The 14473-nt window shown below is 55.2% G+C and carries 12 protein-coding genes; 3 read left to right on the forward strand and 9 right to left on the reverse strand.

Annotated elements, in window-relative coordinates:
- Together FJM65_RS15045 and ggt are read right to left on the reverse strand one after the other, a co-directional pair.
- Complete coding sequence (locus FJM65_RS15045; protein WP_140622378.1) at nt 1-1158, reverse strand: zinc-dependent alcohol dehydrogenase; 1158 nt, start codon at nt 1156-1158, stop codon at nt 1-3.
- 246 nt (nt 1159-1404) lie between these two features.
- Nucleotides 1405-2997: a gamma-glutamyltransferase gene (gene ggt, locus FJM65_RS15050; RefSeq protein WP_140622518.1), complete on the reverse strand. Its 1593-nt coding sequence runs from the start codon at nt 2995-2997 to the stop codon at nt 1405-1407.
- 232 nt (nt 2998-3229) lie between these two features.
- Here ggt and FJM65_RS15055 point away from each other — a divergent pair, with 232 nt between their 5' ends.
- Together FJM65_RS15055 and FJM65_RS15060 are read left to right on the forward strand one after the other, a co-directional pair.
- On the forward strand, nt 3230-4267 hold the full coding sequence (locus tag FJM65_RS15055; RefSeq protein ID WP_239022974.1) for an amidoligase family protein: 1038 nt from the start codon (nt 3230-3232) through the stop codon (nt 4265-4267).
- Entirely contained in the window at nt 4234-5160 is a 927-nt protein-coding gene (locus FJM65_RS15060) for a gamma-glutamyl-gamma-aminobutyrate hydrolase family protein (protein WP_140622379.1), read from the forward strand. The genes FJM65_RS15055 and FJM65_RS15060 overlap by 34 nt, the downstream gene beginning before the upstream one ends.
- A gap of 21 nt (nt 5161-5181) precedes the next feature.
- Here the strand turns inward: FJM65_RS15060 and FJM65_RS15065 are convergent, their stop codons facing one another.
- From FJM65_RS15065 to FJM65_RS15075, 3 genes are read right to left on the reverse strand one after another with little or no spacing between them, the layout of a single operon-like run.
- A complete protein-coding gene (locus tag FJM65_RS15065) occupies nt 5182-5862 on the reverse strand; it encodes an ABC transporter ATP-binding protein (protein ID WP_140622380.1) in 681 nt (226 codons plus the stop codon).
- Between the two features lie 48 nt (nt 5863-5910).
- Complete coding sequence (locus FJM65_RS15070) at nt 5911-7170, reverse strand: ABC transporter permease (protein ID WP_140622381.1); 1260 nt, start codon at nt 7168-7170, stop codon at nt 5911-5913.
- Entirely contained in the window at nt 7167-8273 is a 1107-nt protein-coding gene (locus FJM65_RS15075) for an efflux RND transporter periplasmic adaptor subunit (protein WP_140622382.1), read from the reverse strand. The genes FJM65_RS15070 and FJM65_RS15075 overlap by 4 nt, the downstream gene beginning before the upstream one ends.
- Nucleotides 8274-8546: 273 nt before the next feature.
- Here FJM65_RS15075 and FJM65_RS15080 point away from each other — a divergent pair, with 273 nt between their 5' ends.
- A complete protein-coding gene (locus FJM65_RS15080; RefSeq protein ID WP_140622383.1) occupies nt 8547-8798 on the forward strand; it encodes a hypothetical protein in 252 nt (83 codons plus the stop codon).
- Between the two features lie 71 nt (nt 8799-8869).
- Here the strand turns inward: FJM65_RS15080 and dacB are convergent, their stop codons facing one another.
- The 4 genes from dacB to FJM65_RS15100 all read right to left on the reverse strand — a co-directional run bounded on the left by dacB (nt 8870) and on the right by FJM65_RS15100 (nt 14296).
- On the reverse strand, nt 8870-10261 hold the full coding sequence (gene dacB / locus FJM65_RS15085) for a D-alanyl-D-alanine carboxypeptidase/D-alanyl-D-alanine endopeptidase (RefSeq protein ID WP_140622384.1): 1392 nt from the start codon (nt 10259-10261) through the stop codon (nt 8870-8872).
- A gap of 137 nt (nt 10262-10398) precedes the next feature.
- Nucleotides 10399-11088: a hypothetical protein gene (locus tag FJM65_RS15090; protein ID WP_140622385.1), complete on the reverse strand. Its 690-nt coding sequence runs from the start codon at nt 11086-11088 to the stop codon at nt 10399-10401.
- Between the two features lie 105 nt (nt 11089-11193).
- Nucleotides 11194-11751, reverse strand: a complete 558-nt coding sequence (locus FJM65_RS15095) for a DUF1543 domain-containing protein (RefSeq protein WP_140622386.1) — start codon at nt 11749-11751, stop codon at nt 11194-11196.
- Nucleotides 11752-11869: 118 nt separating this feature from the next.
- Nucleotides 11870-14296 carry an ABC transporter permease gene (locus FJM65_RS15100; protein ID WP_140622387.1) on the reverse strand — a complete coding sequence of 809 codons (2427 nt, stop codon included), beginning with the start codon at nt 14294-14296 and terminating at the stop codon, nt 11870-11872.
- Nucleotides 14297-14473 lie beyond the last annotated feature (177 nt).

Here is a 14473-nt window from a genome sequence, read left to right on the forward strand (position 1 = left end):
TTAAATTCTGGCAGATGGCGGAATCAGCACAGGCTTGATGCAGTTATCCAGTTTATCGGAGAAGATACGGTAGGCATCCGCCACCTCTTCCAGCGGTATGTGGTGCGTTATCAGTGGCTTGGGCTTGATGATGCCGTTCTGCACGTGCTCTATCAGCCTTGGCAGCAGCCGCTTTACCGAAGCCTGATTGCCCCGGATGGTGAGGCCTTTGTTCAGGGCGTTGCCAATGGGCACCAGGTTTCCGGTTGGCCCGTACACGCCCACCACCGACACGATGCCGCCCTTTTTGGCGGAGTTGATGGCCCACTGCAGGGCTGTGGCAGAGCCTGCCTGCATCAGGGTTTTGCGGCCGGTTATAGTCTGCAGCGCATCGCCGGCGGCCTCTGCGCCTACCGCGTCAATGCACACGTCCGCTCCCAGCGAGTCTGTTGTCTTTTTCATGAATACCACCGGGTCCTCAATAGAGCGGAAGTTGTAAGCTTCGCACTGCGCATAGTTGCGCACAAACTCCAGCCTGTACTCTTCCTGGTCGAACACGATCACGCGGCCAGCCCCGAAAAGCCAGGCACAACGTGCGGCCATAATGCCAATCGGCCCTGCACCGAACACAGCCACTGTATCCCCTTTCTGAATGCCGCCCATCTCGGCGGCCTGGTAACCTGTTGGCACCACGTCCGTCAGGAGCACGGCTTCGTCGGGGTCCATCCCCTCTGGCATCACTACTGGGCCCACATCAGCATACGGCACGCGCACATACTCAGCCTGGCCGCCGTTGTAGCCGCCCGCAATGTGCGAGTAGCCAAAAATGCCGCCCACGGCAGTGGCCTGCGGGTTGGCCTCGTGGCAGTTGCCGTACAGTTCCTGCTTACAGAAGGTACATTTTCCGCACGCGATGTTGAACGGCACGATGACCTGATCTCCAACTTTTAGGTTGTGCACATTGGGGCCTATCTCCTCTACCACGCCTATAAACTCGTGGCCAAAGGTTTCTCCTACCCGTGTGTCGGGCACGTTGCCGTTGTAGAGGTGCAGGTCTGATCCGCAGATACAGGCGCGGGTTACCCGAACGATGGCATCCTGCGGGTGCAGGATCTCGGGCATGGGTTTGTTTCGGTCCAGGCGCACCCGTTGGGGACCCCTGTAGTTCATTGCCAGCATATTAAGTTTGTCTCAAATTTTTAGTGGAACATAAAGCAGACGTTGCCGAGGCCTTTCATCTGCGTTTAAGTAGATACTTGTATGCCCCTTCAAAGTTTCAAAAATGGTACTACTATCAGATATACTTATACTTCAATAATTCTATACTTCAAGTATAAAACAAGCCCGGAAAGTGGGGAGGCAATTAGCAGCCTGGGTGAACTATACTTGCTCCAGGTATACTTGGAGCTGCCAAAAAGATATCGGCTAAAATCCAGCCGCCGCATCGTCACCGCGCGGGTCGGCGCCTCCCTCCAGCCTGCCATCGGGCAGCACCAAAATACCGGCGGCACGGCCAATGCCACCCGGCTTAGGCGCTATCTTATGGCCCATTACCCACAGCCCCAGCCCTGTGCCGAAGCCCAGCGCCCCCCACTCCGACAGCACCCAGTCGGGCTTCCATTGGTGGTGAAAGCGGCCGGCGCTAATGGCTCCCTGCATGCTAAAGCCGTGGCGGGTCACGTTCAGGATGATCTGGTATACGGTGGTGATGATGGTGGAGCCGCCCATGCTTCCCACGGCCATAAAGAGCTGTCCGTCCTTTTCCAGGATAGTGGGCGACATGGAGCTGAGCATGCGCTTGCCGGGTGCAATGGCGTTGGCTTCTTCTCCTATTAAACCGTAGCTGTTCGGGTAGCCGGGCTTCACGCTAAAATCATCCATCTCGTTGTTTAGCAGGAAACCGGCCCCGGCCACAAACACTTTAGAGCCGAAGCTGCTGTTCAGCGTGGTCGTTACCGAAACGGCGTTGCCGGCCGTGTCCACCACGGTGTAGTGGGTGGTGTGCGGGCTCTCAGCGGGGGCGGGCACGCCGGCAGACACATCTTCGCTGTCGGTTGCCTTCTCCAGCGACACCCCTTCCATCCTGCTCATGATGTAGGCGGAATCCAGCAATTCCGCTACCGGCACTTCGTAAAAATCAGGATCGCCCAAATGCTCCGCCCGGTCGGCATACACGCGCCGCTCCGCCTCAATCATAAGGTGCGCGGTCTTCAGGGTGTTCCAGCCCCACTCGTGCAGCGGGTAGTTTTCTGAGATGGTCAGGAGCTGCACCAGGGCAATGCCGCCGCTGGAAGGTGGCGGCATGGAGATAACCTTATACCCTCCCACTTGCCTGCTAATGGGCCTGCGCCACATGGAGCGGTAAGCCGCCAGGTCTTCTTTGCTGATGATTCCCCCGCCCCGCACCATCTCTGCCACGATAAGGTCTGCCGTGCGACCTTCGTAAAAGCCGGCGCGGCCCTGGTCGCGGATGCGGATAAGTGCTTGCGCCAGTTCCGGCAGCCGGATGGTGTCGCCCTCTTCCCAGTTCTCCCGAAGTATAAAGTCAGGCCGTTGGGTATTGTATTCCAGGAAATCCTCCTGCTGCCTGTTCAGCTTTGCGGCTTCCTTTGCTGTGAGCGGGAAACCATTGGAAGCCAACGCTATGGCCGGCTGCACGAGTTCGCGCCAGGGCATGCTGCCATACTTCCGGTGCGCCGCCACCATGCCATCCACGGTGCCGGGCACCCCGGCTGCCAGGTGCCCCTTCAGGCTCAGGTCCTCCACCACCTCCCCTGCCTCATCCAGGTACATATCCCGACTGGCGGCTGCCGGGGCCTTTTCGCGGTAATCCAGGGCGTCGGTGCGGCCGTCTTTTTGCCGCAGCACCAGAAAGCCGCCTCCGCCAATGTTCCCTGCATCGGGGTATACCACTGCCAGGGCAAACTGCACGGCAATGGCCGCATCCATCGCGTTCCCGCCACGCCGCATAATGGCTGCGCCCACCTCCGAGGCCAGCGGGTGCGCCGACACCACCATGGCCTGCTCCGTCACCAGCCCCCGCTCATGGAGGTCAGGCTCGGCGCAGCGGCACAAAAACAGGATCAGAAGCAGGGGTATAAAATTATTTCGGATCAAAACTTCTCTTTTATGGTCTCTCCTGCATACCCGCACACCCAGCCTGGGGTTATCCTTTGGTTTTTGATTTTTGGCTGAACAGGCGAGCGGCGCTAAAACCGTATCAGCGCTTTATCGTTTTTACCTAAACACAATGGCTACAACTATGGGCTTTAAGCTACCACCTGTACGATACAACGAAAAAGGAGCGCTGCGCACCGCTGGCTTTGAGCTGGAATACAGCAACCTGAGCGTGGAGGAGTCGGCCAGACTGGTGCAGCAGCTGTATGGCGGGCAGGTGCAGAAGGAAAACAGGTTTAAGCACAAAGTGAAAGGCACTGCCCTCGGAGACTTTACCGTGGAGTTTGACCTGCAGCTGCTGACCGAGAAGAAGTATAAAAGCGTGTTCGAGGCCCTCCACATTAAGGTTGAGGATGTTAAAATGGGCTCTGCTACGCTGGAGGACGAGGTGGAGGAAAAGCTGGGCAGCCTTATCTCCAAGGTTTTCCCGAACGAGATAGCCTGCCCTCCTGTGCCGATAACGGAGCTGGAGAAACTGGAAAAGCTGCGGGAGGCACTCTACCAACATCATGCGCAAGGCACCCAGGCCTTCCTGACGAATGCCTTTGGCACCCACATCAACGCAGAAGTGCCCGCCACCGATACCCAAACGCTGCTGACCTACCTGCGGGCTTTTCTGCTGCTCTACCCCTGGCTCCTGCAGAAAGGTCATACCGACCTGGCCCGTAAAGTCAGTCCCTTTATCAATGCCTATCCCGCCGACTATACAGAACTGGTGCTTCAACCTGCTTATACTCCCACCCTGCGGGAGATGGTGCAGGATTACCACGCCTACAACCCCGACCGCAACCGCCCCCTGGACTTTTACCCGCTCTTTGCCGCCCTGGATGAGGAGGCCCTGCGCCCGTACAGCAATCTGGGCAAGGTAAAGGCCCGCAAAACCTTTCATTACCGGCTGCCGAACAGCTCTGTGGCCCAGCCCGGCTGGACGCTTGCCGAGGAGTGGAACAATTGGGTAACGATAGAAGAACTGGCGCATGACTCTGAAAAAGTAGCCCGCTTGAGCCAGGAGTACCTGCAACTGAAACGCGACACCCTGGTGGGATTTGAGGGCAGATGGGCAAAACGAACCGAACAATGGCTGCATCACGGAGACACAAGTATAAAATAGATCGCAAGCGCCCCACCATAGGCATAACAGGTCCGGATAAAGGCGGCGGGGCAGCCTGGTTCTTCACCGCGCTCTCGGTGCTGCTGGCCGGCGGGTGGCCCGTGCGCATCACCCCTTCCCGGCCGCGCACCGCCGACGGCCTGCAGGCCCTCATCATCGGGGGTGGCGCCGACGTGGACCCCAGCACCTACGAGCAGGACCACATATTGAAGGATTACCTCAACAGCACCATCCGGAAGCCGGACAGGAGCTTTTTGAAAAGAGTCGGAAGGCTGGTGCGGTGGGCATACTACCCGGCGGTTTTTTTCGTGCGAAAGCTGCTCAGCCGTAAGCTTACGTTTGGGCTGGACAAAGCACGGGACCATCTGGAGTTTCAGCTGCTGGACCAGGCGGTGCGGAAAAGCTTGCCCGTACTAGGCATCTGCCGTGGGGCACAGCTCATGAACGTATACTTCCGGGGCACGCTTTACCAGGACCTGAACGCCTTTTATCTGGAGGAACCGAACCCTGCCAGCCTTTTTCCGGTGAAGAAAGTATACATAAAGCCGGGCAGCAAGCTGGCCCAGGTGCTGGGCACACAGCAGCTGGAGGTAAACGCCCTGCACAAACAGGCGGTAAAAGCCCCCGGACAAAGTATAGAAATTGTGGCGCGCGAGCCCAACAGCGTGGTGCAGGGCATTGAGCACACGGCGCAGGATTTTATGGTGGGGGTGCAGTGGCACCCCGAGTACCTGCCGCACCTGTACACGCACCGAAAAATTTTCAGGGCGCTGGTGCAACAGGCTGGCCAGGTACACCAGCAGATAGAGGAAAAAGACATGCAACACGCCCTGGCCCAGCCGCAGGCAACCGAATTGCAAACCCTGGAAGAACAGGCAGAAAAACACAGGTAGCCCTACTTGCCACAGCGCAGCTCAATGCCGGATAATCCGCCCGTCCTCCATCTCGATAATGCGGCCTGAGCTTTCGGCAAAGCCCGAGTCGTGGGTTACGATGAGCAGCGTCTGGTTGTGCACTTCCGTCAGTTCCTTAAATATGTTAAACACGACGTCGCTGTTGCGCTTGTCGAGGTTGCCCGTGGGCTCGTCGCCCATGATGATGTGCGGGTCGTTGATGAGGGCGCGGGCAATGGCCACACGCTGTTTCTCCCCGCCCGAAATCCTATAGGCCAGCTTGTTGGCCAGATGATCTACGCCCAGCATTTTCAGGCGCTCCATGGCCCGGTGCTCTACCTCCTGCTCGGTATACTTTTGCAGCTTCAGGCCGGGCAGCATCACGTTGCGCAGCACCGTAAACTCGTTGAGCAGGTAATGAAACTGAAACACAAAGCCTATCTTTTCGTTGCGGATGTTGGCCAGTTCCCGGTCAGTTCGCCCTGTCATCAGGTCCCGGTCAATCAGCAGCTCCCCCTCATAGTCGGTATCCATGGTGGAGAGAATGTAGAGCAGCGTGGACTTGCCGCAGCCCGACTTACCGATAACAGACACAAACTCACCTTTATTCACGCTAAACGTAATGTCGGTGAGCACCTGCACCGTTACCGGGTCATGAAACTTTTTATTGATGTGCCGCGCCTCAAGTATGATATCGCTCATGTATGCTCCTAAAGTATAGCCTTTTCTAAAGTATAGTTCTGCCGCTTCTTACTTACCCCTGATGATCTCCACCGGGTCCACCCGGCTTGCCTTGCGGGCCGGGAAAAAGCCAGCAAAATAGGTTGTGATGACGGAAAAGGTGCCGCCAATGAGGTAGAACACGGGGCTGTAGTTGATGGGGTACGTTTTGATGGTAGGCAGGGCGGCCGTGTTAAACGGAATGTTATCAATGATAACCGAGAATAAAAAGCCAAACACCAGCCCCACCGCGCCGCCAAAAACGCCGATGCTCAAGGCAATGACCAGAAAGATCCGGTTCACGTCGCTGCCCGAAAAGCCTGTGGCCTTCATGATGGCGATGGAGTCCATCTTCTCGTAGATCATCATGTTCAGAATGTTAAAGATGCCGAAGCCCGCCACGATCAGCAGCACAACGCCCACCGAGTAGGAAATAAGCGAACGGATGTTGCTGCCCGTCTCAAACTGCGAGTTAGCTGTCTGTATATCCTCTGCGTCGATGTCGAAGGTTTGGGCAAACTCCTTCCCCACCGCCGGCGCCGTCTCCAGGTCGTGCAGCTTCACCTGTATGTCGGTGATGTAGTTGGCAGGCTTGCCCAGCAGCTTTTGGGTAGTGCCGATGGAGGCGTAGCTCTGTACCTTGTCGATCTCCTGTATCCCGGACTGGAAATAGCCCACCACTTTCAGCGGGAAGCGCTCGCCCTGCGCGGTTGTTACCTGCACCACGTCGCCGACATCCGCCGCCAGTATCTCGGCCAGGCCTTTGCCCAGGATGATGCTGTTGGCGGTATTCTTGGCATCCAGGGCGTTCCCGGCCGTCACGTAGTCTCGGAAGTTGAACAGGCGGCTCTCCTCCTCCACGTCAATGCCGTTGATCACGCCGGTAATGTCGATGGTGCCCTCGTTGAAGAAAACCTGGGCAGTAAGCTTGGGGGCCACGCCCAGCACGCGGGCATCCTGCCGCAGCGCCTGCATGATGGGGCCGCTGTTGTAGATCTCCTGCCGGGTGATGCCCGATTTGATGGAGGAAATGAAGTTGTGGGAGTTCCGGAACTCAGCGGCCCTGTTTATGGGCTGGTCCAGGCTTGGCTTAATCTCATTGTAGAGGCGCACGTGCGGCGTCCGGTTCAGGATAAGGCCGTCCAGGAGGTCATTCAGGCCGTTCATAAAGCTCAGCAGCGTGATAAACATGGCGATACTGAACGTTACCCCAATGGCCGCCACCAGCGTTTGCCGCCACCGGGCCAGCAGCAGCGACCTGGCAATACCGATTATCAGCTTCGTGTTCATTGCGCCGGCTTCACGATCACGTCCTCTTTCCGCAGCCCCTCCAGTATCTCCACCTTCTGGTAGTCTTTCAGGCCGGTTTTCACCTGTTTCCTCTCCTCATCCTCCGTCAGCACATACGTCCCGTCCACCAAATACTCGCGCGGTATGGTAAGGGCGTTTTCCTTTTTCCGGATGATAATGTTGGCCTCGGTGGTAAGGTTCGGGAACAGCGAAGGCGGCGCCGAGACAAAACTGGCCTCTACGGTAAAGGAGCGGGTTCTCTCGTTCATGGCGGGGTTTACTTTGTATACTTCCGCCTCAAACACCTGCCCTTTGTAGCTGTCCATATTCAGGAGCACCCGCTGCCCCGGCTTCACCCGGGCAATGTCATACTCATCCACCTGCAGCTCCACTATAAACTCGTCGGCAGCGCCGATTACCGCCACCGGCGTTTGCGGACTCACCATCTCCCCTTCCTCCTTCAGCACGCTGTATACCTTCCCGCCCGTCTCGCTGCGGACGGTATAGTCCTCGGCCAGGTTCTGACTTATCTGCAGGTTTTTCTGTGATTGCCTGGCCGCCAGCTCCAGTTGCTTTTTCAGGTCCTGGTAGCGCAGCAAAGCTGATTTGTAAGCCGTCATGGAGTTTTCGTAGTTCAGCTCCCGCTGCTCCAGCTCCACCCGGGTACCGATCCTGTTTTTCCAGAGGTTGCGTTGCCTTTGCAGCAGCATTGAGTCGTTCTGCACCCTGCTTTTGGCCAGGTCGATCGTCTCCTGCAGTTCACTCAGCTTTTCGCGGTTGGCACTCACGCGGGCATACTCGGCGGCGATGCGGGCGTTCTCCGCACTGAGTCGGGCTGTTTCGTTTTCCACCTTTAACAGGGCCGCGCCCTTCCGTACCGTATCGCCCTCGGTTACCATAATCTGTTGCACCGTACCGCTCACGGTAGGGAACACCTGGTGCTGGTCCTTGCTTTTCACAATCCCTGACGCGTACACGGCCTCCGTGATGTCTTCTACGGTCGGTGAAGTCTGCTCTTGGTTGCGCTGGCAGGCTACCAGTATAAGCTGGGCGAGGGCGAGAAGTAAAAGAGGCGCTCTAAAGTTGGTGCATCGGGGGGTCATGGATAGCTACAGTTAGGTGTACATGCGTTGCCAGTGCGCGTTAAATTACTTTGTTTTACAGGTAACACAAAAGACTGCCGCCAAATAAAGCGTAAGGCACTCTGTTATACGTACCTGAAGCGCCGCGAGCGGGTGCTTTGGTCAGCGGCTCCCTGCCCTTTGCAAAAGATTGATGCCATTCCGGCCCAACCCCGGCGGCTGGTTTACCCGTACAACTAAAGAGCCGGGAAGCACCCGGCTGTGTAATTTTTACCATCAAAAAGAAAACAAGCTATGGCTGATACAAGAGATAACAGTTCCGATCGTAAAGGAGAAAACAAAAGAAACACACCACCCGCTGCTGGCGCGGTGAACAAAGGCACTGATGGCAGAAGAGATAAGGTAACGCCGCAGGACCCGCACGCAAACCTGTCCACCACCTCCCGTGGCGCCGACAGCACCGACAAGGAGTTCCGCAACGACCAACCCAACGCCAGCACGCTAAAGAGCCACAAAAGCAGTGCAGACATCAACAAGAAGAAGTAATTTTATACTTATAACCAACAGCAAAGGCCCGGAAACCCCGGGCCTTTGCTGTTTACAGGTTGTCCGTTCGGCTACTTTAGCTCATCCAGCACCTGGTACATTTTTTTAACCACCGAAGCGGCCGAGCCGTTGTAGTTGTTCACCAGAAACGAGAAAACGTACTCCCGGCCGTCCTTGCCTTTGTGGTAGCCGCAGTAGCCCTTTACGCCACGGATGGTGCCGCTTTTCATTTTCATGCCGTTGTACACGGGCAGCGACGTATAAAACCCCTGAAACCACGGCTGCGACCTGGCATGCTGCAGCAGTTGTACCTGGGCATGCGTGGTGACGCGGTTTAGCGGCGACAGCCCCGATCCGTCAACCATACTCAGCTCCGTTTCCGGGATGCCGCGCTGCTTCCAGTAAGCCCGAATTTCTTTTAGGCCGTTACCTGTCTGGCTGTCAGAAGTATGCTTATAGGCGATGGTTTTCGTCAGGGCCTCACCATAGAGATTTATACTTTTGCGGTTGAACCAATAAATGATGCTGTCCAGTGGCGGCGAGGTTACGGTGTGAAAAACGGTGTATCCGTTCGGCAGCGGATTGTTTTGCGCCGCGGGTTGCTGCGGCAGCTTGATCTTGAGCGTTTGCAGCGTATCGGATAAAGTGCCTATGAACTGGCGTGCCGCAGAGGGCATGGCACCCGATATTTTAAAGCTGCTTTCGTTTACCGGAATTGTGCCCCGAATGGTGGCGGTTGGGGTGCTGAGCGGAAAGTAGATGTAGGCATTGTCGCCGGTACCCGCTGCTGCCGATGTCAGCTCCGAGTGCAGGCCGTAGCCATTCAGTTCCGGCACCGTCTTCACCACCGCCACCGGGTCGCCAATGCGCGCGCCGGATCTCAGAATCACGTCGTACTGGTTTTCGCGCCAGTTCAGTTTGGCCGGCCCGGCCCCGTAGTAGTTGGCGATGTCCTGCCACATCCAGCCATCGGGCACGGTTTCATCGTTCCAGCCATTGTTGTCTATGGTCACCTGGCTAAACGATTTCAGGCCCGTCCGCTGCAGCGACTTGGTGAGCCCCGCCAGCACCTGGTCTTCTTTGGTTTGGTCCCAGCGCCAGCTGCCAAAGGTCGGATCGCCGGAAGGAAGTATGATCAGCTCGTTGTTGCCTTTGCTCTTGCGGTAGGCAAACTTTGTTTCATACTTAAAATCCCTGCCCAGCAGCTCGTAGGCGCTGATGCTGGTGATTATTTTCTGAGTAGAGGCTGGCGCCAGCCCCACCTGGCTGTTCCTTTCAAATACAACTTCACCGGTTTTCGCGTCAATGATGTAGAGCGAGGAAATGGCGTTCTGCAACTGTGGGTCCTGCTCAAACTTCTGGAAGGCAGCGGCTATTTTTGATGGCACCGTCTGCGACCAGGCAAGCGTATGGAGCATCAAAAAGGCTAGAAAAAGGGTGACTTTGGGTGTAGCGTGTTTCATAGCCAAAATTTAAGCATTTCAGCTGATTTATACCTATCCCGCGCCTGATTCAGCTCACTTATCCCTGCCAAAGACAAAAAAAAACAGCCGCTTGGGTTTAACAAGCGGCTGCTCCTGATTAAAGTATAAAGTATGAATTACCAGTTCTGGCGTCTGTTGCGGTTGCGCTCGTTATAGCGGCGCTCGTCCTCTTCCTTGCGGTAGTCCCTGTTGCCGTAGGCGCTGCGCAGGCGGTCTTCGTCGCGGTTGTTATAGCCTGTGGTGCCATAGCCAGTGCTGCCGAAGTCGCGGTAGCCGCGGTCGTAGCCGGTGTTTTCACGGCCGGGGTTTCCGAAGCGTTGGTTGCCCTGGAACCCTTCGTCATAGCGGCGCTGATAGCCTTGGCTTCTGTCTTCATTCACGTAGCCCCCGTCGCTGGTGCGCCCAAAGCTGTCGCTGAAGCGGTGTCCGCGGTTGCGCTCCGCATCGCCGTAGGCATTGTACTGCCTGCTGTCAGGCCAGTTACCCCTGTCGTGCTGCGTGATGCGCGGTCCCTCTTGGCCAGACATGCCATAGTAGGAATGGCCGTAGGCGGAGCCTCCGCCCCTATAGCTGCCGCCTTCGCCGTAGCGGGTGCCGCGGCTCATGTCGCCGTAGGCGCGCGCGGCATTAGAGGCATCATCGCCATGGCGGCGCTCGTCTCGTGCATACCTGTCGCTGCCGAAGTGCCCTCCCGGGTTATAGCGTGAAAGGCTGTTCCGGTTGCCGGTCAGCGGGTTGCCGTGCTCGTCGAAGTCGGCATAGTGATTTTTGCGCAGGTTGTCGTCGTTTTCATAGTCTCGGTTCATAGCGTCAGTTTTTAAGGTTTTATACTTTTCCTACTAACGCAGCGGGCCGACACTTGTTCTTTTGACGCCGCATCTGCCTAAACGCCAACAGGTTTATACTTGCCGCTATAGCTTGTGTAACTGGAAGTAGCCCAGGTGCAGATCGTCTTCTGCGGTGCTGTCGGTTTTGGTAACCTGCAGGCTATACTTCTGCTTCACGGCTTCGGGCAAAATATCCTCCACCTTGTAGATGTCATCCACATCCACGCCAAACTTATCATCGATGTGCGAGGTGGCGCCTTTAAAGCCGGTGTGCTTGTAAAAGGCTGTCTGTTTGGCCTGTTTCACGGCTCCGGCGGTATCTGGGGCTACGGCCAGCATCTTGTAATGGAACTCATCAAACTCACCCGGCTTATAGCCACCCAGGTTCAGGAAGAAAAGTTTATCCGCTGCCTCGGCTGCCTGCGCTTTGGGCACTACAGTTATACGATGGCCGTTTACCTGCGTCACTTCGCGCCAGGCATCTATGTGGATTTTGTCTTTAGCCTCTGGCCAGAAAGCCTTGATTTCCGGTACCATGTCTTTCACCGTCTCGGCCAGGCTGAAGAAGATGTCGTGCTGCTCGGTGTTTCTGCCGGGGGGCGTGCAGCCCAGCATCAGCATAAAGAGTTTAGGTGTTTGCATACGGCAAGATAGGCAAACCAAGTATAGCATCCACCTCAGCCAGCTACCCGCCTCAATAAATCATGTTTCGCTCGCCATTTCCGGGTAGTACATTTTTCCGAAGAATGGTAAAGTATACTTAATCAAACCTGAGGTTGGCAACCGGATTGGCGGAAGCAGCTTTGAGCGCCTGGTAGCTAACAGTTAGGAAGGCCACTGCCGCTGCCGTTGCCCCAGCTGCCAAAAACACCCACACCGGCATCTCGATACGATAGGCAAAGTTTTGCAGCCACTGGCTCATGGCATACCAGGCTAGCGGGAAGGCGATAAGTGCGGCAATGATAACCAGCACCAGAAACTCTTTGGAAAGCAGCGCCACGATGGAAGCGTTTTCTGCTCCCAGCACTTTGCGGATTCCGATCTCTTTTTTCCGGCGCTCTGCGGCATAGGCAGCCAACCCAAACAAGCCCAGGCAGGCCACAAAAATAGCGATGCCGGTAAATATCCAGAGCAGTGTTTTCAGCTTGTCCTCAGCCTTATACATTTTATCAAAGTTCTCATCCATAAACACATACTCAATAGGGTAGTCCGGTGAGAACTGGCACCATACTTTCTTTACCTGCTCAATGGTGCCGGCTATAGCTGAACCGTCCAGTTTCACGGCCACTTTCCAATAAGCGTCCGGAAAGATCTGCAGCACCGTCGGCTCCACCTTTTCATACAGGCTCTTGAAGTGGAAGTCCTTTACCACGCCAATGATCTTGCCTTCTTTCAGAGAATCTGTGAATTCTTTATTCCAAACCGGCCAAAGCAAAGGCTGTCCTATGGCTTTTTCAGGGGAACCGTAGCCCAGCTCTTTCACCGCCGTTTCGTTGATCATGAACGCATGGTCGGCATCAGTGGCATACTTTTTAGAGAAATCCCTTCCGGCAATCACTTTTACATCCAACATCTTAATGTAGTCAAAATCTACCATTAACATCGATGTACCGTGGTGTACTCTTTCACCGTTTTTAGGCACAATAATCCGGTCGCCAGCGGTGGCATCACCCGGGAAACCATATCCTATAGATACATTTTTTACACCTGGTGCTTTCGTTAATTCATTCTTAAAGGTCTCATAGTTCTCGAACATGTTATCGCCGCGCAGCTGGAAGAACATGATCTGGTCTTTGTTAAAGCCGAGGTCTTTGTCGTGCAGGTAGGACACCTGCCTGAACACTATGAAAGCGCAGATGATCAGAAAAATAGACAGGGCAAACTGTAGCACGATCAGCCCATGGCGCAGCCACTGTATCCGCCACACGCTGGTGTCTACCACCACGGCACTCTTCAGCACTTTAACCGGCTGGAAACCCGACAAAACCAGCGCCGGATAAAAACCCGCCAGGATGCCTACCACCACGGTTAAGGCCAGCAGCAGCAACAGCAGCGAAGGGCTGGTGAAGATATTGAAGGCCATTTGCTTGCCGGTGAAGGCATTGAGCGAGGGCAGCAGCAGCGAGGTTAGCGCGGCCGCGAAGATGACGCTGATGAGCGTGAGCAGCAGGGTCTCAGTCAGGAACTGCACTACCAGTTGGCTGCGGCTGGCGCCCACGGCTTTTCTTACCCCCACCTCCTTGGCCCGCTGCACCGACTTGGCCGTGGCCAGGTTTACGAAGTTAAAGCAGGCAATCAGAAGTATAAAAACCGCAATTACACTTAAGGCCTTTACATACGTGATGTTTCCCCGGATTGCCTGGTCATACTTAAAGCTGGCAGAATGCAGGTATACTTCCTTGAGTGGCTGCAGGAAGGGCAGGTAGTCGAAAGGCTTATTGTTGTCCGGATCGATCTGCTTTTTAACAAGATCACGGAATTTTGCCTGCACTAACGCTGGATCTGTCCCTGGCTTAAGCTTAACATAAGTATAAAACTGTTGCCAACCCCAATTATTCATCCGCTCTGCTGTAAACCCTGTAGCCTTCAGCGAGATCACAAAGTTTACCGGCAAATGAAACTTCTCTTGGGTAGTGAATACGCCTCTTACTATGTAGGGCTCCTTATTAACCATTACCTGTTTGCCTACAGGATTTGAATCGCCAAAGACCCTGTCAGAAAACTTATCTGATATGACGATGGAAGAAGGATCAGCCAGGGCTTTTTCAGAAGATCCATATTTAAATGGCAACTGAAATACTTCGAAAAAAGTAGGATCGGCATAGAAGCTCCCGTTTTCGTAGATCTTCTTCTCCCCTGCCTCTACCAGGTTGTTGGCATCAAACTGGACCATAAGTATCCGTGCGATCTTCTCTACTTCAGGAAAATTTTGCTCTAAAGTGGTTCCAAATGGCGGAGGCACAGGCGCTATACTTTCACTGGTTCCACTTTCTGATCTTGTGTTATAGATGCGGTAGATGCGATCCCCGTCAGGCAGGAACTTATCATACTGCAGTTCGTCGTGCACAAACAGGCCGATGAGCAGGCAGGCAGTAAGGCCCAGCCCCAAGCCGGCAATATTGATCATGGAGAAGGCCTTGTGGCGGATCAGGTTTCGGTAGGCGGTTTTAAGGTAGTTCCTTAACATAGTTTTACGAAATAAGAGCTTTGACTGTAACAGCAGTGTAAGCGCAGCCTGTTTGCGCCCATCCGCCACAAAGCTGGCTTGCACACGCAGTGCCAAAACAAAACAACCTTGTTAATCAGCGTTTTATAGCGTATTTATACTTATACGCCGTGCAAAATCGCGCAGCAGGTGTGCGAA

Origin of the sequence: Pontibacter mangrovi (assembly GCF_006385705.1) — a bacterium.
GTDB lineage: Bacteria > Bacteroidota > Bacteroidia > Cytophagales > Hymenobacteraceae > Pontibacter > Pontibacter mangrovi.